The sequence below is a fragment of the Hymenobacter sp. NBH84 genome (assembly GCF_014217645.1).
GTDB lineage: Bacteria > Bacteroidota > Bacteroidia > Cytophagales > Hymenobacteraceae > Hymenobacter > Hymenobacter profundi.
This window is the reverse complement of the sequence record NZ_CP043644.1, coordinates 15,171-37,958: the sequence shown is the minus strand read 5'-3', so window position 1 is coordinate 37,958 and position 22,788 is coordinate 15,171. Positions and strand designations below refer to the sequence as shown.

Below are 22,788 nucleotides of genomic sequence, written 5' to 3'. Positions count from 1 at the left end.
GGAGTAGGCGCAGTGAAAGGTAGACGCTGTGACTTAAGCCACCACTTTCGGACGCTTGTAGAGAGGCACAGTGCTGCACGGCTCGCCGTACATAATGCTGCTGGCTACCGGTAACAGTCGCTGCATAATGGCCACATAGGCATAGGTAGGCACTTCTTTTTCGCCGCAGCCTTTAATTACCAGCTTGGCGTCGCGGTAGTCCTCGGGGTTGACGGCGGCAATGGCTTCCTGAAACAGCGACTGTTCCAGCGCAGCTAGGTCGCCGAACACGTAGCGGTGGGCGTGGCCTTGCAGCTTCGCGGCCAGAACCATGTAGGCCCAGGTAGGCACAATGGCATCAGCAGAGCAGATAATGGCCACGTTCTTTCCATCAAACTGCGACCAGTCGTGGTTCTTTACGAACTCGCGAAAGTCCTTCTCGCGCAGTATCAGACCGTGGAACAGATTGTCTTTGATATCGTAGACCACCCGCTCGCCGGGGTGCAGCAACTCTTCCAGATTGAAGGTAACCAAGCCACTCTGGGCCACGCGGTTAATGATTTCTTCCATGCTAGTGCGCCAGAGCTACACTCTGGGTTTGGGCGTTGTGGTATAAACTTCTTTGAGATAAAACGGCTCGTAGTAGGCTACGTCCCGAAACTCCTGCCGCTGGTAAGCCTCGTATGCCAGCGCCCCCACCGCAATAGCCGACGGCTGCACGCCGGTCAGAAACTGCACCTGAGGGCTGGCAGCTACCAAAGGTTGGAATTTATCGGCGCCGCTACCAAAGCATAACAGTTGATGGTGGGCTAATTGTTCGGCGAAGCTGTGCTCGTCGAGGATGAGGGGGGTAGGCGCCAGTACCGTTTCAGCCGCGTGAGTGTAGAGAGCCGTGTATACTTCCATACGGCGGGCATCCAGCATGGGGCAGAACAAGTAACGCTCGGGCTGTGCCGTGGTAGCGGCCACCTGCACGGCCAAGGCTTGCAATGTACTTACGGCCAGCAAGGGGATATCCAACGCAAAGCACAGTCCTTTGGCGGCAGCTGCCCCAATACGTAAGCCAGTATAAGAACCAGGACCATCGGAAACAGCCACGGCGGCGAGGTCGCGCAAGGAGTGGCCGGTGTTTTCAAGAAGCTGATGGGTCAGGACGCTTACGTGCGAGGAGTGCGACTTCTCCAGTCGAAGTTCCGACTGGCCTACCAGCTCACCAGCACGGTGCAGGGCCACAGAACAAATAGGCGAAGAGGTTTCGAGGGAGAGAATAAGCGCAGACATAGTGCAAAGGTAGGGAGATGGCCGGGTTGGTTGTGCTACTCAGAACCAAGTTGGTTTAGCCGCAGGCTAGAGTTGCCTTTCTATTACCTCAAGCAAACGCTTATAAACAAGTAGCCCCGCTACCTGCATCAGTGGCAAGTGGCGGGGCTACTCGTTTCTATTATCGACCTACTTCCCGCTTTTCTTGGCGTCGGGACGGGTTTTGCTTTCCGGGGTGCCGGGTTTCAGCAAGGCCTGGTAGCGGGGCTGGTCGTTGAGGACGTTCATTGCCATCAGAATATCGGGGTCGTCGTCGAAGGTGGCTTCAATCTGACCTTTCTGGAAGTAGTAGCGCGACACGATTTCCTGCTCCAACATCTCCTTGATTTCGGGCTTGAAGCGTACTAAATCATTGGCTTTGTTGGTGGATACCTTCTTGCGCATACCTTCCAGCTCAGCTTTTATATCCTCGTAGTGCTTCTCGGCCTTGGCTTGCTTAGTGAGGGTAGCCAGGCTTTTCTCCATGTCGGTAGAATAATTGATATCCTTGCCTGACACGTACTGCACAAACTTCTGGTAGTCGGCCTCCGAAATTTTGAATTGCCGGGCCGCGGCAATGGTCGGGTGCTCGGAGCGGTAGCGCGTGGCGTAGTCAAAGAGGTAGCCCTTCTGAATCAGCACCCGCGAAATGTCGGCGAGGGGTTTTTCCTCCACAGCCACGTCGGGGGCTACGCCACCGCCGTCGTACACCACGCGGCCGGCCTGGGTTTTGAACGCTGTGCGCAACGAATCGGGCACCTTGCCCAGCGTACCATCATCGGCGCGGTGCGAGTAGTCGATTTCCTGAATGCAACGGCCGCTGGGAATGTAGTATTTGGCCGTCGTCACCTTTAGCTGCGAGTTGTAGCTGAGCGGCCGCGTGGCTTGCACCAGCCCTTTGCCAAACGTGCGCTCCCCAACCAGCACGGCACGGTCGTAGTCCTGCAACGTACCTGATACAATTTCCGAAGCCGAAGCCGAACGGTTGCTCGTGATGACTACAATCGGAATTTGCGTATCGAGCGGCTGGTCCAGCGCTTTGTAGGTTTTGTTCCAGTCGGTCACCTTGCCTTTGGTGCTCACGATATCGAGGCCGCGGTCCACGAACAGGTTCGAGATGTTCACCGCTTCATTAAGCAGGCCACCGGGGTTGTCGCGAATATCAAACACGATTTTCTTGGCGCCCATTTCCTTGAGCTTGGTCACGGCTGTGCGCACCTCGCGGCTGGCATCCACGGTGAAGCCAGAAAGCTGGAAGTAACCGATATCATTGGAAAGCATACCATAATACGGCACGTTCTCCACCTGAATCCGGTCGCGGGTAATGCTGATTTCGGCAGGCTGCTCCTGCCCGTAACGCGTCACTATCAGCTTCACTACTGATTGCGCCTGACCTTTCAGCAGCTTGCTTATATCAGCATTCGACTTTTTATCGACGTTCACGCCGTTAATAGTCAGGATTTCGTCACCGGGTAGGAGGCCAGCTTTCTGAGCCGGGTAGCCCTCGTATGCAGCCTGCACCACGGTTTTGCCGTTGCGCTTCGCCACAATGGCTCCAATGCCGCCATACTGCCCGCTCACCATCGTCCGGAAGTCCTCGATATCATCCTCCGGAATATAATTGGTGTACGGGTCCAACGACTTGAGCATGGCATCGATACCCGTTTTCACCACTTTCGAGGGCGTAATCTCGTCCACGTAGTAGGTGTTTACCTCCTTGAACAACGTGGCGAAGATGTCTAGGTTCTTGGCTATCTCGAAGTAGCGCTCATTGTCTGGGGCACGAAAAGCAACCAGCGATAGGGCACCGCTCAGGGCCAGGCCCGCAATATATCGTTTGCGCATAGGGTAGGTAACAGCGAAGGTAAAAGACCTGCGTGCCCTACCCTACCGGTGCGGCAGTCGGGCGCGCGTCGCTCAGCAAACGCTCTAGCCCTGAAATTAATTTTTTTTCAACCAGCGCGAAAGGCTTTTTTTCTTTGCCAGTATAGATAATTGCCAGCCGATCTACTGGATGGCCGCCATCGGCCTCCAATAGACGATATTTATTCAGCCGATAAGCCTCGCGCAACAGGCGCTTGAGATAGTTACGGTCTACGGCACGCTTGAAGCTACGTTTACTCACGCTCACGAGCACTTGCGGCGGTGCAGTAGTAGACGCGATGGCAGGCAACCACACGAGCCGCAGGGGATATAAACCGAAAGAAGAACCCCGGCCGAAAAGCTCTTCAATGAGCTTTTTGCGGCACAGATGTTCTTCTTTCGGAAAACTGTATTTTTTAGCTGCTGGCTGGTGGCTATTGGCTGTTAGCTCGTTCACGGGGCTAGTGTTCGCGGGATGAGCAAGCTAACAGCTATCAGCCAATGGACTAACAGCTAAATCGAAACCTAGCGCTTATGACGACCTTCGTCGGATACGGTCAGGCGCTTGCGGCCTTTGGCACGGCGGCGAGCAATAACGTTGCGGCCATTAACGGTTTCCATGCGCGAGCGGAAACCGTGCTTGTTACGACGCTTGCGCTGCGAAGGCTGAAAAGTACGTTTCATGATATGGGTAAGTGACTCAATGACAGTTGTAAGGCCGGCAAAGGTACAAGGCCTTTTTGTAAAAGGCAATGCTCAACTGCTTTTTCTACCAAATCGTCGCCTTTTCGTTGCTAAAATTCGTAGAATTTACCCAACTGCTTATCCTGCTATTTCCTACGGATAAGCGTAGTTTTACGACCATATTCTGCTCTTTACCGCGTGGGGCTGCCTGCATGATTCACTACTACCTTTCCTTTGAAAATCCGCTGACGTCCTACATCCAGGTGCAACTCACCCTGGAAGTGCCCGCAAATGCGGCCCAGCCGCTGGAATTGCAGCTGCCAGCCTGGCGGCCGGGCCGCTACGAGCTGCAAAATTTCGCGCAAAAAGTGCAGCGCGTGGAGGTGGAAGATGCGCAATCGGGCGAGGCCCTACCCTACCGCAAAACCACTAAGGACCGCTGGACGGTAGCCAACACGGCGGGCCGTACGGTGCGCGTGCGCTACAACTTCTACGCTCACCAAATGGATGCCGGCGGCTCCTGGCTTGATGAAAGTCAGCTCTACCTGAACCCGGTGCAGGCACTACTCTACGCCGAGGGGCGGCAGCAGGAGCCCTGCCAGTTGCAGCTGGCCCTACCCGACGCCTGGCATATTGCCTGCAGCCTACCCCAGAGTGCCCCTAATACGTTAGCTGCCACATCGTTTGACCAGCTAGTGGATGCGCCACTTATCGCCAGTCCTACCCTGCTGCAACGCACTTACGAAGTGCAGGGTATCCCCTTTCACATCTGGATACAGGGGGCGTGCGTGCCCGACTGGCCGCAAATCATCAAGGATTTCGGAGCTTTCACAGAGGAAAATCTAGCCGTATTTGGTGGTGATTTTCCGGTGAGTGATTATCACTTCCTCAACCAGATCTTACCCTACAAGCACTACCACGGCGTGGAGCATCACAACTCTACAGTGATTACGCTGGGACCGGCGGAGCTGCTGATGACGCACGGCTTGTATAAGGAGTTGTTGGGCGTGAGCTGCCACGAGCTATTCCATACCTGGAACGTGAAGAGCATCCGGCCGGCCGAGATGCAGCCCTACGATTTTACCAAGGAAAACTACTTCCGCACCTGCTACATTGCCGAGGGCGTAACCACGTATTACGGCGACTACCTGCTGGCCCGGTCCGGCATATTTTCGGCGGCGCAATACTTCACGGAGCTGAACGGCGTGCTATACAAGCACTTCGACAATTACGGTCACCAGAACCTGTCGTTGGCCGATGCCTCGATGGACTTGTGGCTGGACGGCTACAAGCCCGGCGCGCCCGACCGTAAAGTGTCGGTGTATCATAAGGGCGCGCTGGTAGCCTTACTCTTAGATCTTACCCTGCGTCAGCTCAGCCAGCACCAACGCAGCCTCGACGACGTGATGCGGCGCCTCTACGAAGATTTCGGTAAAACCGGGGTAGGCTATACCGAGGAGGACTATCAGCAGGTAGTGCGTGAAGTGGCTGGCCGCGACATGCAGACCTATTTTGACAAGTTTGTATACGGCACAGCGCCGCTGGAAGAGTCCCTGAACAAAGCCCTACGCTTTGTGGGCTGCACGCTGCACACGGTTGAAAACGGCTCCGTTTCCGAAGGTAGATTTGGTTTTAGGGCAGCGGTTCGGAACGAACGCACAGAAGTCACCGATATCCTACCCGGCACGCCAGCGGCTGACGCTTTGGCTCTAGAAGATGAAATAGTAGCGGTGAATGGCCGACGGGTAACGCAGAATCTGCAAACGCTGCTGAGCACCGGCACTGGGCGTTACGAACTGGCAGTGTTCCGGCAAAACCAGTTGCGCACGGTTATGCTAATGGCAGACGGCACCGAATTGTACTGGGCAAAAAGAATGGTCGAGAAATTGCCTGATGCAACGGCTGAGCAGCGCGCCAGCTTTCGGCAGTGGCTGAAACAGGAATTTTAACGTCCGTCGAGCTGAATTGAGTAGTACCATGAATCGGCTGCGGGCCTTTTTGTTAGTAGGGCCGTTTCTGTTGAGCACTGCCTGCACCCTTATGCCGCGCCAAGAGCGGGGGCATCCGGCTGCGCCGTTGCCACTCCCTACTTCGGGCGCCTATGCCCGCCCTATTCTGCGCCAGCCTACCATCTACAAACGGGCGCATCTCGATACCCTTATTCTGCCGGCTGGCCGTGTACTCACCCTTTACCCTGCCCCGCACCCTACCTACGAAAGCCTGCCTACCCCCGCCTGGTTGCGCCCTACTCCCTCGGCTGCCGATGAAGAACTGGACCTGACCGCCGAAGAGCGCGCCCGCCTGCGCACAACCGGCCGCACGGCCCAGCGCGTAGGCCGCACGCTGTGGCTGCGCCCCAGCGCTGCCCCGCCCGTGCGCTTCGTAGACAACCCGGTGGAAAGCGAGGAGAACATCGCCTACGAGTATGTAAATGCTATTCCGGCTATTCATCAGTGGCTGATTTCGGTGCATCTCTACGAAGGCGGGTACTTTCTGCTGGTAGACCAGCGCACAGGCCGCCGCACGGAGGTATGGAGCCCGCCCGCTATTTCGCCCGATGGCCTGCACTTTGTATGTGGCAACTCCGATGTGCTGGCTCACTACGACCCCAGCGGCCTACAATTATGGGCCGCCGATGGCCTGCGCTTGCGCAAGCTCTGGGAGCGGCAGGTGGAATGGGGCGTATCCGGCCCACGCTGGCTCGACAACCGCACGATTCTTTTTGAACAAGATTATCTCGAAAAGGGCGATGTAGAAACCCGAATGGTGCGTCTTACCATCATACCATAAAAAAAGCTCCGTCGCTAAACGGAGCTTTTTTTATGGTTTCAGGAGCTATCTAGCTTTTGTCGCTACCCCGGCCGGCTTTGCTGTTGCCGTCTACCGACATAGGTTTGTTGTTCTGCGGATTGCTACGAATGGGCGTTGTGTTTTTGGGGTCCGTGGTGGCTTTGCCATCCGTGGTATTGCCCTGCTGCGACACGTACGTATTATCCAAATTCTGCACCTGCGTGCTGGTGCTGTTGGTATTAGGGCGCGGGTCGATGTTGGTCTTATCGGTTTCGGCCAGCTCGGAAGCGGCTATTTCGTTCTTTTTCATCGTCGTAATGCTTTAGGGTGGATTACTCCTATCTTCTACCCTTTGCACGAGGAAAGAGTTGCCGAAAAGTTGGGATACTAAAAAGGCCGGAACTGCACAAAGCAGCTCCGGCCTTTCGTATAATGAGCGAGTAAGTGACTATTCGGCTACCGACAGGGTAGGAACATTCACCAGATCGGCAAACATTTGCTCGCGAGTTTCAATTTCCTCCTGCGTCAGGTTTAACAAGCGCTCTGTGCCAAACTTCTCTACGCAGAACGACGCCATAGCCGAGCCGTGAATTACGGCGCGCTTCATGTTATCGAAGCTGATGTCGTCGGTAGCGGCGAGGTAACCGATGAAGCCGCCCGCGAAAGTGTCGCCGGCGCCGGTGGGGTCGAATACTTCCTCCAGAGGTAGAGCTGGGGCGTAGAACATCTGCGCTTTGTTGCCCTTCTTACAAAACAGCAAGGCGCCGTGCTCACCTTTTTTGATAATCAGGGTCTTAGGGCCCATTGCCATAATCACTTTAGCGGCTTTCACCAGCGAGTACTCGCCGGAAAGCTGGCGGGCTTCCTCGTCGTTGATGCTGAGCACGTCCACCATTTCAATGGTCGTTTTCAGCTCTTCCAGGGCCACGTCCATCCAGAAGTTCATGGTATCCATCACAATCAGCTTGGGCCGATTCACGAGGCGCTGAATGACGAGGCGCTGAATCTGGGGCGTCAGGTTGCCCAGCATCAGGTACTTGCAATCCTGGTAGGAATCGGGTAGGACGGGGTCGAAATCAGCCAGTACGTTCAACTCCGTCGCTAGCGTCTCGCGCGAGTTGAGGTCGGTGGAGTACTTGCCCGACCAGAAAAACGACTTCTCGCCTTGCTTGATCTGTAAGCCTTCGGTATCGGCGCCGTGCTCTTCGAGCAGCAGAATATCCGATTGCGGAAAATCATCGCCTACCACGGCTACCAGTTTCACGGGCTTCACCGAGTAACTGGCCGACAGGCTAGCGTAGGTGGCAGCACCACCAATGATTTTGTCGGTTTTGCCGAAAGGCGTTTCCAAGGCATCGAAAGCCACCGTACCGATAACAACCAGGCTCATAAGCAGAGAGGATTAAAAGTGATTTAATGCGAAAAGATGCCCCTGCAACGGTGCAACTCATAAAAAAAGTCCCCGAAAATACTTTTCCGGGGACTTTCTGCAAAAACGATGGGTAAATAATGGGGCTCGAACCCACGACCTTCGGAATCACAATCCGACGCTCTAACCAGCTGAGCTATATCTACCGTGTTGGGTATTGATGCCACAAAAGTAGCAGGTTGATCGAAATTTTCAATTACTTGAGAACATTTTTTAAGTAAGTTTTTTCTAACTGTTTGTTGCTCTGAACACAGCGTTACGTTGCGCAACCGCTTCTTGCCCGACTATTCCGCGTACCTTTGTAGTTCGCTTTATCTTCAATACCATGTCCGACACGCCCCACACGCCGCTCTCTTTTGCTGATTTCAAGCTGAATAAGCAACTCTTGAATGCCGTGGCCGAGGCAGGCTTTACGGATCCTACCCCCGTACAGGAGCAAACCATTCCGCTGCTGCTGGCCGGGCACGATGTGCTGGGCATTGCCCAAACGGGCACCGGCAAAACGGCGGCGTTTGGCCTGCCGCTTCTAATGAAGGTGAAGTATGCGCAGGGCATCCACCCGCGTGCCTTGGTGATGGCCCCTACCCGCGAGCTAGCCATCCAGATTGAGAAGCACCTGTTGCAGCTTTCCACGTACACCGACCTACGAATTTTCGCCATTTACGGCGGGCTGGGTCCGAAAACGCAGATTGAAACCATTGCCCAGGGCGTGGATATTTTAATTGCTACCCCTGGTCGCCTGCTGGAGCTGTATCTGAAAGGCGACTTGGTGCTGAAAGACCTGAAGACACTGGTGCTTGATGAGGCCGACAAAATGATGGATATGGGTTTCATGCCCCAGATTCGGCGCATCTTGGAAGTGATTCCGCGCAAGCGCCAGAACGTGCTGTTCTCGGCCACCATGCCCGATAAGGTGACCACCCTAAGCGAGGAGTTCTTGGAATTTCCGGTACGCGTTGAGGTGACGCCGCCCGCCCAGCCGGCCCAAACCGTAACGCAGGTGCTCTACGAAGTACCCAATCTGCTCACCAAAATCAACCTACTCGACTACCTCTTTCAAGACCAGGAGACGTTCAATCGCGTCATGATTTTCACGCGCACCAAAACGCACGCCGACAATGTGGCCAGCTTTCTAGAACGTAAGGTAGCACCGGGGCAGGTGCGCGCCATCCACGGCAACAAAGGCCAGAACGCGCGCCTCAATAGCATGGATTCATTCCGCAATGGGGAAGCGCGCTTCCTAGTAGCCACCGACGTAGCGGCCCGTGGCATTGATGTGCCGCTCGTGAGCCACGTCATAAACTTTGACGTGCCGTTGAATTACGACGACTACGTGCACCGCATTGGCCGCACGGGTAGGGCGCAGCACACCGGCGCGGCTCTCACTTTTGCCAATGAGGCTGAAATGCACCACATCGAGCAGATTGAGGCGCTGATCAAGCAGGACATTCCGCTGCTGCCCCTCCCCGAGGAGGTGAAAGTGATGGACACGCCCTTTGAGGAGCAACAGAACATGAACCGCGAGATAGATGAGCGTCGCCGTCGCGAAGACCCTACCTTCCAGGGGGCGTTTCATGAGCGCAAGGAATGGGTGAAGCCCGGCGTGACCATCGATAAGCGCACCGGTAAATCGTACGTAGAAGGCCCCAACCGCAGCCAGAAAGGCCGGAAGGTGAACCCATCCAAAGGCAAATCATCGGCACCCGCCGTGAAAGCAGTGAAAGCAGCCAAGGCAAGAGCACGGGGCAGGCGGAAATAACGAGCTAAAAAGACGTCTGTCCTCCTGAGCATTCCACGCATCAAGCGGCGACGAAGGACCTTATGCCCACAGAACGAGTCGTTGTTACGATAATCGTTCTCACGTGACAAGGTCCTTCGTCGCCGCTTGATGCGTGGAATGCTCAGGAGGACAGACGTCTTTTTTGGTTCACCATCTCACCATCTCCTCGCTTCTATTTTGGGGCGAAGTGCTGGAAGATTTCTAAATGGCTGAAGCGCGTTGCTACCATTGTGAAAGCAGCACCCCACAATAGAGCGCTCCAAAACATATGCAGCATAATGCGCCAGCGCGGCACATGCAGCTGCGTGGCAATGACAGTGCCGCCTACTGGGCTAAACAAAATGGGCGTGAGGAAAGCAATGCCTGGCATCCCGAAGCGCTTGTAGATGCGTACTACCCCCCGGCTCCGCCGGCTGAACAAGGGCTTGCCTTTGGCGGTGCGCCGCGCCCGCAAGTGCAAGGCCCACATGCGCCCCAGCCCTGAAATCAGGAGCACGCTGGTCATCATGCCTGCTACCGACAGGCCCCAGCACATCGCCCACGACAAGCCCGCCAGCACGCCCGCAATGGGCGCCGCGACGAACTTAACCATTCCGAGCAGGAAAACAGAAGCGTATTTGAGGAGAGCAGGAAGCACGTGGCAAGCACGAATACAGGCGATGAGAAACGTGACACAGGCCGCTTACGCAGCCGGTATCATAACGGTATGCAGCCAGTCAGGTTCAACCGAGCTGATTAAACTTTCAAAATTCGGGCCGCAGCTGTTCTGTAGATAAGCAACGCTACAGTTTGCTGCCATACGATAAGTCGCCGGCATCGCCTAGGCCGGGTATGATGTACGCCTGGTCGTTGAGGCCTTCATCTACGGCTGCTACCCACAAGGTGGCTTCGGGAATCTCGCGGGTCACGTAATCGACGCCTTCTGGAGAGGCAATAACGGCGGCAATGTGCACCTGCCGGGGTGTGCCGAAGCGCAGCATAGCCCGGTACGTTTGCACCAACGATTTGCCGGAGGCCAGCATAGGGTCTACCAGAATCAGTACACGCTCATCCAGGCTCGGCGCCGAGAGGTAGTCTACCTGCACCTGCACCTGCGCCGTGCCCTCGATGCGGTAGGCTGCCGCAAAGGCAGAGGGCGACTGATCGAAGTAATTCAGAAAGCCTTGATGAAATGGCAGGCCAGCGCGCAGCACCGTGGCCAGCACCGGAAAATCCTGAAGCAGCTTGCCATTGGTTTCGCTTAGTGGCGTAGTGATGGTCTGATCGGTATAGCTCAGTTGGGAGCTGATGCGGTAGGCAATGATTTCGCCGAGGCGTTGCAGGTTTCGGCGAAAGCGTAGCGAATCGCGCTGCTTGTTTACGTCGCGCAGCTCGGCCAGAAAGTGGTTGGCTACGGAGGGCTCGGCACATACAATGTGTACACGCTCGGGGGCGTAGGGCGTAGGGGTAGAGTTCAGCGCATCCATTGCAAATACCAGGGTCGGAGAGTTAGGGTGAAAGTAGTGTAAGGTACGGGCTGGGCACCGAAGTTGGCAAAAAACCGTGCAATCGATGGAATAACACTGCCTTCAAAATCCAATATCAAATTGGGGGTGCCCGCGTGTTGCGCTATCACATGGCTCAGCAGTAAGGTAGGCGCCGACAGTTGGCGCCCGCGCGGCGAAGCAGCCGCAAATAGGTAGATCAGGGTATTTCGCTCCCGGATAAATAGTGCCGCCGCTAGCAGTTCGGCATCAGGCGCTGGCGTCCGGACCTCATACAAAAGCGCCTGTCCGCGCTGTTGAGCAGCCGCTACCAACCGACGCAGCCGTGCGTAGTGCCGGGCAGAAAGCGAAGCCGCTTCTCCTTTTGTCTGTTTGAATAAGGTGATGAAGGGCTCAAGGGTAGTAGCTTCCTGCACTACTAATGGCACCGGACGCGCCAGGTTTTGACGCAAGCGCCGCTGACTGCTGGAGTCGTATGCTTGTAGTAGCGTAGGAAAATCGGGAGCTAGGGACAAGTGGTAGGTCACGCGCTGACGCGTTTTGTACGCAGAGTTGGTGGAAAACAGCGAGTTATCCACATTTAACTGTTGATAACCCTTGGTATATCGACTACTTATCAACAATAGGTACTCCGCTACATCTTTATACTGACTGGTACTGGTTGTCAATAAGCCAAGTTGTTGGGTGAAAGCCGGTTGAAAAAGCTCCCTACCCCATGGTCGGCGTTTGTATGGCAAAGGCAGTACGGAGCGGTATTCACCGGCTGGCCCGAGCTCTACCACAGCATCCCACCGACCCGCCACGATACGCAACCACCACGCGTAGGCATAAGGCAGCTCCGGCTGAGCAGCGGCGACACAATTGTCCCAGGCAGCGAGGTTAAGAGAAGAGAAAGGGAGGTAATGGAGAGACACGTGGAGAAGCGGAGTGTAACGCAATTTATCCGACGAACCTACGTGTTCATATATGCCTGACAAAAAGCCTACCCCTTTTCCTACCCGAGTAGGCTCGTTTTTTGTCAGCGCCCTACGCTACCCCAACCGTGAACTGCGTAGGTTTGTGTTGCCGCCGACTGCCCTGTAGCCGCTACTTCTGCCTCTATGACCCATCGTATACTTCTGCTGACTGCGTTGAGCCTCCTGGCCGGCCGCACCGTGGCCCAAACTACGGACTCTACCACCCGCGCTACCAGTCCTACCTGGCTGGTATACGACCAGTCGGCACCCAAACCGGCGCCACCGCACCAGACAGGCCAGGGCACTACCTACGTGCCGCTTGATCAGGACGTGTACCGCCTCATTGACCGTTACGCCATCAAGTACGGCGCCGATTCGTTGGGCGACCCGCACACCTCCGTACGACCCTACACCCGTGCCAGTGCCGCCCGCCTAAGCGAGCGAATGCTGCTCGACAGCACGGCTGCCAGCACATTTTCCCGCGCCGACCGTTTCAACGCCCGCTACCTGCTACGCGACAACTGGCCCTACACGGTGGAACTGTTGGCACAAAACACCAGCCGGAAACCTATTCTCAAGCACTTTTACCGCAATACCAGCGACCTGTTCCACGTAGAAAAGCCAGATTTTACGCTACGTGTGAATCCAGTAGCCTATTTGAGCGCGGGACACGACAACCGCATTGATGGGTTACGCTACGTGAACACCCGCGGCATTCAGGTGGAGGGCACCATTGACAAGAAGCTGGGCTTCTATACCTTCCTGGCCGATAACCAGATGGCTGTGCCTGGCTACGTGCAGGAACGCATCCAGCGCGACAACATTGTGCCGCATGAGGGCTACTGGAAGTATTTCAAAGGCGAGGGCGGCAATCAGTATGATTTCCTTTCGGCTCGGGGCTATATCACGTATGCGGCCAGCCGGCACATCAATATCCAGTTTGGGCACGACCGCAACTTCATTGGCAACGGTTACCGCTCGCTGATTTTGTCGGACTACACGGCACCCTACCTGTTTTTGAAGCTGAATACACGCATCTGGAAGTTCAACTACCAGAACCTATTCACGCAGATGACGGCTGACAAAGCCAATGCTGATACCGTTTATCAGAAGAAGTACATGACCTTCCACCACCTAAGCCTCGACGTAACGCCGAATTTCAACGTGGGCGTGTTTGAGTCGGTGATGTTTGGGCGGGGCAAGGGCGGCTACGAGTTGGGCTACCTCAATCCAATTATCTTCTACCGCAGCGTGGAGCAGCAGGTAGGCTCGGAAGACAACTCCCTGCTTGGCCTGGATTTCAAGTGGAATATCAAGCACCGTTACCAACTCTACGGACAACTGGTGCTGGATGAGTTTTCGATTAGCCAGGTGCGCTCTGGTGATGGATGGTGGGCCAACAAGCAGGCTATTCAGCTGGGCGCCAAGTATATCGACGTGGCCGGCATCAGCAATTTCGATTTGCAAGGCGAGTTCAACTACATTCGACCCTATACCTACCAGCACGAAGACAAATACCGCAACTACCAGCACTACAACCAGCCGCTGGCCCACCCCATGGGCGCCAACCTGTACGAATTCATTGGTATTGCCAGCTACCAGCCCCCGCGCCTACCTCGTCTGAATCTGGTGGGCAAGGCAATCTATTCGGTACAAGGCCTAGACCTGCCGCCTGTACCGAATTATCCTGCTATCGATTCAACAAATAATTACGGCGGCAACGTACTTTATCCCTATAACTTACGGCCGCTGAACTCCGACGGTAGTCTGCGGGAGTACGGCTACAGCGTAGGTGACGGCAACCGCAGCAAGCTTCTGCATCTCGACCTGACGGCGACCTACCAGCTGCGCCACAACCTCTGGCTCGATGCCAAGCAGATTATTCGCCACCGCAGCTCGCAGTACGCTATTCCGGCCGATGGCACGGAGAGCTACACGTCTGTGTCGCTACGCTGGAATATTGCGCAACGGCTACACGAGTTTTAATGTGTAATTGGTCGATGTGCTGAAGTGCTATTACAGAACATCATAATCAGCAATTCAGCATATCAACTACTTAGCTTATCACCTTGCGGCACGACCCTGCTACTACCCTGCTCTACCGCCCCGTTAATCAGCAGGAGTTGGATTTGATTGCGGCCTCGAATTGGCTAGCGTTTCCGCCGCGCTTGCCGGAGCAGCCCATTTTCTACCCCGTCCTCAACCACGAGTACGCCGCCCAGATTGCCCGCGACTGGAATGTACCTTACTACGGCGTGGGCTACGTGTTGCGCTTCGCGGTAGATGCCGATTACGCTGCCCAGTTTCCGGTGCAAAACGTGGGCGACCAGCACCACGAGGAGCTGTGGGTACCCGCCGAAGAGCTAGTGGAATTCAACCACCACATTGTGGGGCAGATTGAGGTAGTGGCCGTGTTCCAGTAGGGGCGTGTTGCAGGCGCTCGTCGTTGCGGTGATTGTTGCTAGCTACATCTAAGAAAACACGCATTATCGTTCTAGAGCGGGCGCGTGCAACGCGCCCCTACGATTGCCTACCTTTGCGGGGCTTATGAAGATTTACCTCCGCATTCTGCAATACGCACGGCCCTACGCCGATTTCCTACCCCTGTACATGGTGTACACGGTGCTAAATATTTTTTTTGGCATCGCTAACTTTGCCATGCTGGTGCCCCTGCTCAATGTGCTGTTCGACACGACGCAGACTATGGAAATACCTGCCGCAGTGCCTTCGTTTTCCTTCACTCTGGAATACATAAAAGAAGTATTCAACTTCTATTTTTCCCAGGTGCTGGCCGCCGAGGGTAGACTGGGCGCGCTGGCGTTTGCGTGCGGCATCGTGGTGATATCCGTGCTACTGAGCAACCTGTTTCGCTACCTCAGCCTACGCATTCTGGCGCGCGTACGGGCGCGGGTAATTCGTACCATGCGCGCCGATTTGTACCAGCATGTAACCAAGCTTCCACTGGGCTATTTCTCGCAGGAGCGCAAGGGCGATTTGATGTCGCGCTTCACCAACGACGTGCAGGAGGTGGAGAATTCGGTGGTGAATACGGTGACGGCCGTGCTCCAGGAACCGCTCAAGATTATCGCTTACTTCGCGGTGTTGTTTGCCATGTCGGTGAAGCTGACATTGTTTACGCTGGTGCTGCTGCCCATTTCGGGTGGGTTGATTTCGGGGGTAGCCAAGCGGCTGAAACGTCAGGCGCAGCAAAGTCAAAGCACCTTGGGTACCATGCTTTCTGTAATTGATGAGATGCTAGGCGGTGTGCGCGTTATCAAGGCCTTCAACGCCGAAGCGTACATGACAGAGAAGTTTCGGGAGCAGAACGACCTGTATGCCCGCACGGCCCGCCGCATCGACAACACCCGCGACTTGGCCTCGCCGTTTTCTGAATTTGCAGGCGTGTCGGTGGTAGCGGGGCTGCTGTACTACGGCGGCACGCTGGTGCTGGGCGGTGGGTCCGATTTATCGGCCTCGGTGTTCATCACCTACATCATTCTGTTTTCGCAGGTGCTGGTGCCGGCTAAGGCGTTGTCGTCGGCGTTCAGTAATATCCAGCGTGGGCTGGTGGCCGGCGAGCGGGTGCTGCGCGTCATCGACACCGAGCCTACCATCCAAGATCAGCCCAACGCGGCCGTACTGCCCAGCTTCCAGCACCAGATTGAGCTGCAAGGCGTGCAGTTTGGCTACGGCGAGCAGCCGGTGCTGCAAGACATCAACCTGACCATTGGCAAGGGCAAAACGGTGGCGCTGGTAGGCCCGTCGGGTGGTGGCAAAAGCACCCTAGCCGACCTCCTACCCCGCTTCTACGACGTAACAGGCGGCCGCATACTGGTAGATGGACACGACGTGTGCGACGTCACCATTCACTCCCTGCGCGACCAGATGGGTATCGTAACCCAAGAAAGCATCCTGTTCAACGATACCATTTTCAACAACATCCGCTTCAACACCCAAGCCACAGAAGCTGAGGTAATAGAAGCCGCCAAAATTGCCAACGCCCACGACTTCATCACGGCTACCGCCGACGGCTACCAGACCGTCATTGGCGACCGGGGCGCCCGTCTTTCGGGCGGACAGCGCCAGCGCCTGAGCATTGCGCGGGCCATCTTGCGCAACCCGCCCATTCTTATTCTGGACGAGGCCACGTCGGCCCTCGATACGGAGTCGGAGAAGCTGGTGCAGGAGGCCCTTACGCGCCTGATGCAAAGCCGCACGTCGCTGGTCATTGCCCACCGCCTCAGCACCGTGCAGCACGCCGATGAGATTATTGTGCTGCAGAACGGCCGCATTGTGGAGCGCGGCACCCACCAGGAGCTACTGCAACAGAATGCCGGCCTGTATCAGCGCCTCAACCAGCTGCAAGGCAGCGGGGCGCTGGTGTAGCACGCCAACGGAACGTATGCTCTCTGCGTTATATAGCAGTTGATAGGTACAGATTCGTCCTACTGATGCGAAAAATTTTATATTTCGCATCAGGAGCTGAACTGCACCCTTGTTCCTCCATTGTTCAACGCTCTGCCCTTCTACCTATATGCTCTTCCTGAAACGCCTGACCACCATTCTGGTAATGGTTTATTTACTGCTGGCTCTGCTATTCATCTTCAGCCAAGCCGCCCGCGACACCTTTGCTTCGGCTATTGGGCTAGGAACCGAACCTGCTGCATTCTATTACACTTTGTTTGTAACGGGCGTAGTGCTGCTGGCAGCCCTGCTGATCGTAGAAAATATTGATAGCGTGCTTCTGCGCCGTAGCGTGACGCAGCACGAAGGCAAAATCAACGAACTAAAGGCCCGCCTCTACGACCACCAGCTAGAGCAGCGCGAGCGTGATTTCCAACAGCGTCCCGGCACCGTGCCGGGTACTACCACCTACCCCGACGAAATCGTAATGACGCCTACCCCCGGTGCACCAGTAGGCTCCATTCCGCGGCGGCCAGTGTTTCCACAGGAGGATCCTAGCCTCAGCAATGCTCCGTTGGAGAAGCCCAACACTATCATTCCACCTGCCAACGACGCCGATAATTCCACAACCCGTTAACTTCGCGGCGTGACGAACACTCCACTCTCCGACCTCATCCGGGCCGAACTCACCAGCGCCCGCGACCTGCTGGACCGCTTTCTAACCGATCCGGCCAACCTGGCTGTCATTGAGCAAGCTGCTCGCCTGATGGCCGATGCGCTTCAGCACGGCGGCAAAATTCTAACCTGCGGCAACGGCGGCTCGCTCTGCGATGCGCAGCATTTTGCCCAGGAATTGTCTGGCCGCTACCGCGCCGACCGGCCTGCACTAGCCGCCATTGCCCTCACCGAAGCCTCTCACATGAGCTGCGTGGCCAACGATTATGGGTACGACCAGGTGTTTAGCCGCTTTGTGGAGGCACTAGGTAGGCCCAACGATGTATTGGTTGCCATCAGTACCAGCGGCAATTCGCCCAATGTTCTCCGGGCTGCCGAGGCAGCCAAAGCCGCTGGTTTGAGTGTAGTGGGCCTCACGGGCAAAGATGGCGGCAAGCTCGCTACCCTTTGCGACGTTGAAATTCGCGCCCCCCACACCGGCTACGCCGACCGGATTCAGGAAATCCACATCAAGGCCATTCACATCATGATTCTGCTGATTGAGCAGTTGGTGATTGGGAAGTAAAGGAAGAAGCTGACATCCTATTGTGTCAGCTTTTTTCAATCATATAATGTAAAAAATACTTTACATAAAGTAAAATAAATCTTACAATTGTAAATACATCCACTTATCCATTATCTACCATGAAAGCACAGTATCTTTTCCCGCACCGCTTCAAGAAAATAGGCTGGCTGCTCTTCGGTATTTCTTTGCCTATATGCCTTCTTATGCAATACAGTATTCTGCCAACGAGCGGAGTAGCAAGTATGCCTGCTATTCTCTCAGACGAAGGGTGGTTCCATTTCGTCCGCCCCGACAACAATGCGTTTGACTTTTTCGGCATCTTATTGCTGTTGGGCACCCTCTTGTCAGCGTGCTCTGCTGAGAAGTACGAAGACGAGTTTATTGCTACCCTCCGCCTAGATTCTTTGCTGTGGGCCACTTACGTCAACTATGCCTTGTTGGCTCTTGCCCTTCTTCTCACCTATGGATCATCATTCTTTATGGTGATGATCTACAGTATGTTTTCGCTACCGCTGCTGTTTTTGCTACGGTTTCAATATGTATTGTATCGCAATAGTCACAGCTTCTCGCATGAAAAATAACCTAAAGCTTGAGCGTGCCCACAGAAATTATACACAGGAAGATTTAGCCAAGCTTATAGGAGTTAGTCGCCAGACTATCAACGCGATGGAAGCCAATAAGTATGTCCCTTCCACTGTCCTTTCGCTGAAGATTGCGCGTGTATTTCAAAAACCAGTGGAAGCTATTTTCTTTTTGGATGAGCAAGACTGAATAAGCAACAGCTACCACCTAAAAGTCTGTGTTTTTGTACCCAGCAACCACGGCACGTTTTTTCGACAACACAAAAGCCAGCTCTACGGGGCTGGCTTTTGTGTTGTCAACCTTATTTTTCTTCTATTTCCGATGCTTACGAAAACCTACGGCTCGGCCGTGCAGGGTGTTAATGCTACCACTATTACGATTGAAGTTGTTGTATCGCAAGGCACTAATTTTTATGTAGTTGGTCTACCCGATAATGCCATTAAGGAAAGTCAGCAGCGGGTAGAGGCGGCTCTAAAATTTCGGGGGTATCGGATGCCGCGCACCAAGGTGGTGGTGAACATGGCGCCGGCCGATATTCGCAAGGAAGGCTCGGCGTATGACTTGCCCATTGCGTTGGGCATTCTGCACGCGTCGCAGCAGCTTACCACGGAGCAGTTGGGCGAGTACATCATCATGGGTGAGTTGGCGCTGGATGGTGGCTTGCGGCCCATTCGGGGCGTGCTGCCCATTGCCATTCAGGCGCGCAAGGAGGGCTTCAAGGGCATCATCCTACCCAAAGAAAATGCGCAGGAGGCGGCTATCGTCAACAACCTTGATGTGATTCCTGTGGAAACCATGCAGGAGGCCATCGACTTCTTCGAGGGTAGGCAGGACATTCAGCCGGTACAGATGGACACGCGCCACGTGTTTCAGCACGAAGCCAACCGCTACGCCGCCGATTTTGCCGACGTGCAGGGCCAGGAAAACATCAAGCGGGCGCTGGAAATTGCGGCGGCTGGCGGCCACAACGTCATCATGATCGGGCCACCCGGTGCGGGCAAAACCATGCTAGCCAAGCGCCTGCCCAGCATCCTACCTCCACTGAACATGCACGAGGCACTGGAAACCACCAAAATTCATTCGGTGGCGGGCAAGCTGGGCAGCAACGCTTCGTTGCTGACAACGCGGCCGTTTCGCAGCCCACACCACACTATTTCGGACGTGGCGCTGGTAGGCGGGGGTGGCAACCCGCAGCCGGGCGAAATTTCGCTGTCGCACAACGGTGTGCTGTTTTTGGACGAGTTGCCGGAATTTAAGCGCACGGTGCTGGAGGTGATGCGCCAGCCCTTGGAGGAACGCCGCGTGACCATTTCCCGCGCCAAAGTTAGCATTGATTTTCCGGCTAACTTCATGCTCATTGCTAGCATGAATCCTTGCCCATGCGGGTATTACAACCATCCCGAAAAAGAATGTGTGTGTGGCCCCGGCGTGGTGCAACGCTACCTCAACAAGGTGAGTGGTCCGCTGCTCGACCGCATCGACCTGCACGTGGAGGTGACGCCCGTGACCTTCGACCAAATGACGGAAACGCGCCCGGCCGAGCGTAGCGAAAACATTCAGCAGCGGGTAGAAAAAGCCCGGCAGGTGCAGGCAGCGCGGTTTGCGGAGTTTCCCGAAATTCACTCTAATGCGATGATGCCTTCACAAATGGTGAAGGACATTTGCCAAATAGACTCGGCTGGCCGCACCCTGCTCAAGACGGCCATGGAGCGCCTCGGCCTTTCGGCCCGCGCCTATGACCGCATCCTGAAAGTGGCCCGCACCATTGCCGACCTAGCCGCCACCGATGCTATCGGTATCGAGCACTTGGCCGAAGCCATCCAATACCGCAGCCTAGACCGCGAAGGCTGGGCGGGATAGGTGGTGAAGTTGTGAGTGGTGAAATAGTGAAGTTGTGAATGCAAAAGCGTCTGTCATCCTGAGCTTGCGAAGGACCTTATGCCCACAGAACGAGTCGTTGTTATGCCTGTCGTTCTGCCGTGAGAAGGTCCTTCGCAAGCTCAGGATGACAGACGCTTTTTTATTCACTCCTCACAACTTCACTATTTTACCATCTTTGTACCACCATGTACAAAGCCCTTGTTAAGCCCCTACTCTTTCAACTCGATGCGGAGCGGGCGCACCACCTTATTTTTGATAACCTGAAACGCGCCTACCGGCTGCCGGGCACGGCGGCGTTGCTGCGTGGGTTGTACGACTTTCAGCATCCGGCGCTGACCCGGGAAGTTTTTGGTCTGACGTTTCGGAACCCGGTGGGATTGGCGGCAGGGTTCGACAAGAATGCCGTGCTGACGGACGAGCTGGCGGCGCTGGGCTTTGGGTTTGTGGAAATTGGAACGGTGACGCCGCGGCCACAACCAGGCAACGTGCAGCCGCGCCTGTTTCGGTTGCCGCAGGATGAGGCGCTGGTCAACCGCATGGGATTCAACAACGAGGGGGCTGGTGCTGCCGCCCAGCGGCTGCGCCAACGTCGCAATCGGCAGACTATCATTGGCGGCAACATTGGCAAAAACAAGGACACGCCCAACGAGCAGGCTGCCCAGGATTACGTGGCCTGCGTGGAAGCGCTGCACGAGGTAGTCGATTATTTCGTGGTGAATGTGTCGTCGCCGAATACGCCGGGGCTGCGGCAGTTGCAGGAGCGCGAGCCGCTGATACAGCTGCTACAGCAAGTGCAGGAACGCAACCAGTCCCTACCCCAGCCACGACCGCTCCTACTCAAAATTGCGCCCGACCTCACCGACTCGCAGCTCGACGATATCCTGCTTATCGCCCGCGAAACCAACCTTAGCGGCTTGGTGGCCACCAACACCACCATCAGCCGCGCCGAGCTGCGCACCACTGCCGACCACGTAACCAGTCTGGGCGCGGGTGGCCTGAGCGGCCGGCCGTTGCGGGCGCGCGCCACCGAGGTCATTCGCTACCTGCACCAGCGGGCCGGTGATGCCCTACCCATCATCGGGGCGGGCGGCATTCACTCGCCGCAGGATGCGAAGGAGAAGCTGGCTGCCGGCGCGGCGCTAGTACAGCTCTACACGGGTTTCATTTATGAAGGCCCTGCACTGGTAGGACGCATCAACCGGGCGTTGGTGGGTTAGTTTAGACCTATCATGTTGGTGAGCAAATTATTATGTTATTTAGCTTACCCACAAAGGCTATTCTCTTATTTGCTAGGCAAGATGAAAAAAGGTGCTGCGTTATTTCTTGCTGTGTTCGGCGCGTTTACTATTTGTTATGGCCAAACTGGCCAAGAAGCCCTTCGGAAGTATCAGGCCGCTGCTGCTGCTTTTGCTACTGTCAGCTACTCTGTGCAACGGGTTGACACCTTTCCTGATGGCTCCGTGTGGAACCACCAAGGTCGCGGCATTATGCAGCGCGATGCGAAGAGTCAGTTATTGAAGGCGCGTTTTCTAGGAACGCGGCTCGATGTGCACAGATCGTTTCTGTACGATGGGAAGGCAGGGTTTGACTTGGATGACAGCACTAAAACGTATCAAGTGGAGCAGGACCCCTACTTGCCCGGGGTGTTAGGTGGCCCCGGCGGGCAAATGCTGGTAGAAGAATTATTTACCATCGACCCTTCTTACCAAGAAGTGACTTACAGCCGCAGCGCACAGGGTCCGGTCATCACGCTCCATTACCCCGACCGACCTAAAATTGACGTTCGGAATCGGTACACTTACCTTGTGCTAGATGAGAAAACTGGCCTGCCTAAGGTCGTGAAGACCAAGGAGCAGAAAACAGGAGGCACGCGGGTGGTTATGAAAACTTTGTCTAACCTGCGCGTGAACAATCCGGCAGATGCCAGCACTCTCAACAGCACCACCTTTCTTTCCGCGTACACTGCGGCGGCTTCTGCTACTCCCATTGCGCGCCCTACCCTACTGAACAAGCAAGCCCCTGCTTTTCGCCTGACTAGCTTCGATAAGAAACCCGTGGCACTCAGCAGTTACCTAGGCAAAGTTGTGCTACTGGATATGTGGACGACTTCGTGCAGCCCGTGCATTGCTTCTATGCCTGATATCCAACGGCTACAGGAAAAGTATCGGCAGCGGGGCTTAGCTGTGGTAGGCGTACTAATGGACCCTGGTAACGCAGCGCGAGCACAGGGCATTTTAAAGCGCCAAGGCGCCGCCTACCTCAATGTGAGCGGCGATGAGGCAACGGAGAAGGCGTATCAGGTGAATGAATATCCGCGGTACCTTCTGGTTGATAAACAGGGCAAGGTTGTGCTGGATATTACGGGCGGTGGTCAAGATGAGTTGATAGAAAGTGCCGTTAAGAAGGCATTATAAACT

Annotated in this window: 23 protein-coding genes and 1 tRNA gene; 13 read left to right on the top strand and 11 right to left on the bottom strand. The window is 55.5% G+C overall.

All coding sequences use genetic code 11. The features are described 5' to 3' along the window. Positions 1–33 precede the first annotated feature (33 nt). From F1C16_RS00175 to rpmH, 5 genes are all read right to left on the bottom strand, one after another. Positions 34–549: a DUF2480 family protein gene (locus F1C16_RS00175; protein ID WP_185282389.1), complete on the bottom strand. Its 516-nt coding sequence runs from the start codon at positions 547–549 to the stop codon at positions 34–36. A gap of 15 nt (positions 550–564) precedes the next feature. Beyond that, positions 565–1,260: a tRNA (adenosine(37)-N6)-threonylcarbamoyltransferase complex dimerization subunit type 1 TsaB gene (gene tsaB / locus F1C16_RS00170; protein ID WP_185282388.1), complete on the bottom strand. Its 696-nt coding sequence runs from the start codon at positions 1,258–1,260 to the stop codon at positions 565–567. A gap of 168 nt (positions 1,261–1,428) precedes the next feature. Then, on the bottom strand, positions 1,429–3,123 hold the full coding sequence (locus F1C16_RS00165) for a S41 family peptidase (protein ID WP_185282387.1): 1,695 nt from the start codon (positions 3,121–3,123) through the stop codon (positions 1,429–1,431). 37 nt (positions 3,124–3,160) lie between these two features. After that, complete coding sequence (locus F1C16_RS00160; protein ID WP_185282386.1) at positions 3,161–3,598, bottom strand: ribonuclease P protein component; 438 nt, start codon at positions 3,596–3,598, stop codon at positions 3,161–3,163. 68 nt (positions 3,599–3,666) lie between these two features. Continuing rightward, positions 3,667–3,825 (bottom strand): 50S ribosomal protein L34, encoded by a 159-nt coding sequence (gene rpmH, locus F1C16_RS00155; protein WP_092743544.1) that lies wholly within the window; start codon positions 3,823–3,825, stop codon positions 3,667–3,669. Positions 3,826–4,037: 212 nt separating this feature from the next. Between rpmH and F1C16_RS00150 the strand changes: the two genes are divergently transcribed. Together F1C16_RS00150 and F1C16_RS00145 are read left to right on the top strand one after the other, a co-directional pair. Next, positions 4,038–5,774: a M61 family metallopeptidase gene (locus F1C16_RS00150; protein ID WP_185282385.1), complete on the top strand. Its 1,737-nt coding sequence runs from the start codon at positions 4,038–4,040 to the stop codon at positions 5,772–5,774. Positions 5,775–5,802: 28 nt separating this feature from the next. Beyond that, positions 5,803–6,615: a hypothetical protein gene (locus tag F1C16_RS00145; RefSeq protein WP_185282384.1), complete on the top strand. Its 813-nt coding sequence runs from the start codon at positions 5,803–5,805 to the stop codon at positions 6,613–6,615. Between the two features lie 49 nt (positions 6,616–6,664). Here F1C16_RS00145 and F1C16_RS00140 read toward each other — a convergent pair whose 3' ends face one another. From F1C16_RS00140 to F1C16_RS00130, 3 genes are all read right to left on the bottom strand, one after another. Continuing rightward, positions 6,665–6,925, bottom strand: a complete 261-nt coding sequence (locus F1C16_RS00140) for a hypothetical protein (protein ID WP_185282383.1) — start codon at positions 6,923–6,925, stop codon at positions 6,665–6,667. 138 nt (positions 6,926–7,063) lie between these two features. Continuing rightward, positions 7,064–8,005 (bottom strand): PfkB family carbohydrate kinase, encoded by a 942-nt coding sequence (locus tag F1C16_RS00135; protein WP_185282382.1) that lies wholly within the window; start codon positions 8,003–8,005, stop codon positions 7,064–7,066. 111 nt (positions 8,006–8,116) lie between these two features. Next, a tRNA-His gene (locus tag F1C16_RS00130) sits at positions 8,117–8,190 on the bottom strand. A 179-nt stretch (positions 8,191–8,369) separates the two neighbouring features. Between F1C16_RS00130 and F1C16_RS00125 the strand changes: the two genes are divergently transcribed. Beyond that, complete coding sequence (locus F1C16_RS00125; RefSeq protein ID WP_185282381.1) at positions 8,370–9,803, top strand: DEAD/DEAH box helicase; 1,434 nt, start codon at positions 8,370–8,372, stop codon at positions 9,801–9,803. Positions 9,804–9,996: 193 nt separating this feature from the next. On the opposite strand, the gene F1C16_RS00120 is transcribed toward F1C16_RS00125, so the two are convergent. From F1C16_RS00120 to F1C16_RS00110, 3 genes are all read right to left on the bottom strand, one after another. Then, positions 9,997–10,416 (bottom strand): hypothetical protein, encoded by a 420-nt coding sequence (locus tag F1C16_RS00120; protein WP_185282380.1) that lies wholly within the window; start codon positions 10,414–10,416, stop codon positions 9,997–9,999. A 190-nt stretch (positions 10,417–10,606) separates the two neighbouring features. Continuing rightward, positions 10,607–11,290 (bottom strand): uracil phosphoribosyltransferase, encoded by a 684-nt coding sequence (upp, locus tag F1C16_RS00115; RefSeq protein WP_185282379.1) that lies wholly within the window; start codon positions 11,288–11,290, stop codon positions 10,607–10,609. After that, positions 11,278–12,222, bottom strand: coding sequence for a GNAT family N-acetyltransferase (locus F1C16_RS00110; RefSeq protein ID WP_185282378.1), 945 nt, complete (start codon positions 12,220–12,222; stop codon positions 11,278–11,280). Before F1C16_RS00110 ends, upp begins: the two co-directional genes overlap by 13 nt. A 186-nt stretch (positions 12,223–12,408) precedes the next feature. Between F1C16_RS00110 and F1C16_RS00105 the strand changes: the two genes are divergently transcribed. The 10 genes from F1C16_RS00105 to F1C16_RS00060 all read left to right on the top strand — a co-directional run bounded on the left by F1C16_RS00105 (position 12,409) and on the right by F1C16_RS00060 (position 22,785). After that, entirely contained in the window at positions 12,409–14,250 is a 1,842-nt protein-coding gene (locus tag F1C16_RS00105; protein WP_185282377.1) for a hypothetical protein, read from the top strand. 83 nt (positions 14,251–14,333) lie between these two features. Then, on the top strand, positions 14,334–14,687 hold the full coding sequence (locus F1C16_RS00100; RefSeq protein ID WP_219733360.1) for a hypothetical protein: 354 nt from the start codon (positions 14,334–14,336) through the stop codon (positions 14,685–14,687). Between the two features lie 124 nt (positions 14,688–14,811). Next, positions 14,812–16,650: an ABC transporter ATP-binding protein gene (locus tag F1C16_RS00095; RefSeq protein ID WP_185282376.1), complete on the top strand. Its 1,839-nt coding sequence runs from the start codon at positions 14,812–14,814 to the stop codon at positions 16,648–16,650. A 148-nt stretch (positions 16,651–16,798) separates the two neighbouring features. Further along, entirely contained in the window at positions 16,799–17,305 is a 507-nt protein-coding gene (locus tag F1C16_RS00090; RefSeq protein ID WP_185282375.1) for a hypothetical protein, read from the top strand. A gap of 9 nt (positions 17,306–17,314) precedes the next feature. Beyond that, positions 17,315–17,908 carry a D-sedoheptulose 7-phosphate isomerase gene (gene lpcA, locus F1C16_RS00085; RefSeq protein WP_185282374.1) on the top strand — a complete coding sequence of 198 codons (594 nt, stop codon included), beginning with the start codon at positions 17,315–17,317 and terminating at the stop codon, positions 17,906–17,908. Between the two features lie 119 nt (positions 17,909–18,027). Next, complete coding sequence (locus F1C16_RS00080) at positions 18,028–18,489, top strand: hypothetical protein (RefSeq protein WP_185282373.1); 462 nt, start codon at positions 18,028–18,030, stop codon at positions 18,487–18,489. After that, entirely contained in the window at positions 18,479–18,679 is a 201-nt protein-coding gene (locus F1C16_RS00075) for a helix-turn-helix transcriptional regulator (RefSeq protein WP_185282372.1), read from the top strand. The genes F1C16_RS00080 and F1C16_RS00075 overlap by 11 nt, the downstream gene beginning before the upstream one ends. Before the next feature lie 132 nt (positions 18,680–18,811). Then, on the top strand, positions 18,812–20,350 hold the full coding sequence (locus F1C16_RS00070; RefSeq protein ID WP_185282371.1) for a YifB family Mg chelatase-like AAA ATPase: 1,539 nt from the start codon (positions 18,812–18,814) through the stop codon (positions 20,348–20,350). A 206-nt stretch (positions 20,351–20,556) separates the two neighbouring features. Further along, the gene (locus F1C16_RS00065) at positions 20,557–21,588 is read left to right on the top strand and encodes a quinone-dependent dihydroorotate dehydrogenase (RefSeq protein ID WP_185282370.1); all 1,032 of its coding nucleotides are present in this window, start codon (positions 20,557–20,559) and stop codon (positions 21,586–21,588) included. Between the two features lie 81 nt (positions 21,589–21,669). Next, positions 21,670–22,785: a TlpA disulfide reductase family protein gene (locus tag F1C16_RS00060; RefSeq protein WP_185282369.1), complete on the top strand. Its 1,116-nt coding sequence runs from the start codon at positions 21,670–21,672 to the stop codon at positions 22,783–22,785. Positions 22,786–22,788: the final 3 nt, after the last annotated feature.

Bases quoted from the DNA above. Each gene is read 5' to 3' on its own strand.
- F1C16_RS00175 (WP_185282389.1), bottom strand. From the start codon at position 549: ATGGAAGAAATCATTAACCGCGTGGCCCAGAGTGGCTTGGTTACCTTC.
- tsaB (WP_185282388.1), bottom strand. From the start codon at position 1,260: ATGTCTGCGCTTATTCTCTCCCTCGAAACCTCTTCGCCTATTTGTTCT.
- F1C16_RS00165 (WP_185282387.1), bottom strand. From the start codon at position 3,123: ATGCGCAAACGATATATTGCGGGCCTGGCCCTGAGCGGTGCCCTATCG.
- rpmH (WP_092743544.1), bottom strand. From the start codon at position 3,825: ATGAAACGTACTTTTCAGCCTTCGCAGCGCAAGCGTCGTAACAAGCAC.
- F1C16_RS00150 (WP_185282385.1), top strand. From the start codon at position 4,038: ATGATTCACTACTACCTTTCCTTTGAAAATCCGCTGACGTCCTACATC.
- F1C16_RS00145 (WP_185282384.1), top strand. From the start codon at position 5,803: ATGAATCGGCTGCGGGCCTTTTTGTTAGTAGGGCCGTTTCTGTTGAGC.
- F1C16_RS00140 (WP_185282383.1), bottom strand. From the start codon at position 6,925: ATGAAAAAGAACGAAATAGCCGCTTCCGAGCTGGCCGAAACCGATAAG.
- F1C16_RS00135 (WP_185282382.1), bottom strand. From the start codon at position 8,005: ATGAGCCTGGTTGTTATCGGTACGGTGGCTTTCGATGCCTTGGAAACG.
- F1C16_RS00125 (WP_185282381.1), top strand. From the start codon at position 8,370: ATGTCCGACACGCCCCACACGCCGCTCTCTTTTGCTGATTTCAAGCTG.
- F1C16_RS00120 (WP_185282380.1), bottom strand. From the start codon at position 10,416: ATGGTTAAGTTCGTCGCGGCGCCCATTGCGGGCGTGCTGGCGGGCTTG.
- upp (WP_185282379.1), bottom strand. From the start codon at position 11,290: ATGGATGCGCTGAACTCTACCCCTACGCCCTACGCCCCCGAGCGTGTA.
- F1C16_RS00105 (WP_185282377.1), top strand. From the start codon at position 12,409: ATGACCCATCGTATACTTCTGCTGACTGCGTTGAGCCTCCTGGCCGGC.
- F1C16_RS00095 (WP_185282376.1), top strand. From the start codon at position 14,812: ATGAAGATTTACCTCCGCATTCTGCAATACGCACGGCCCTACGCCGAT.
- F1C16_RS00090 (WP_185282375.1), top strand. From the start codon at position 16,799: ATGCTCTTCCTGAAACGCCTGACCACCATTCTGGTAATGGTTTATTTA.
- F1C16_RS00080 (WP_185282373.1), top strand. From the start codon at position 18,028: ATGAAAGCACAGTATCTTTTCCCGCACCGCTTCAAGAAAATAGGCTGG.
- F1C16_RS00075 (WP_185282372.1), top strand. From the start codon at position 18,479: ATGAAAAATAACCTAAAGCTTGAGCGTGCCCACAGAAATTATACACAG.
- F1C16_RS00070 (WP_185282371.1), top strand. From the start codon at position 18,812: ATGCTTACGAAAACCTACGGCTCGGCCGTGCAGGGTGTTAATGCTACC.
- F1C16_RS00065 (WP_185282370.1), top strand. From the start codon at position 20,557: ATGTACAAAGCCCTTGTTAAGCCCCTACTCTTTCAACTCGATGCGGAG.
- F1C16_RS00060 (WP_185282369.1), top strand. From the start codon at position 21,670: ATGAAAAAAGGTGCTGCGTTATTTCTTGCTGTGTTCGGCGCGTTTACT.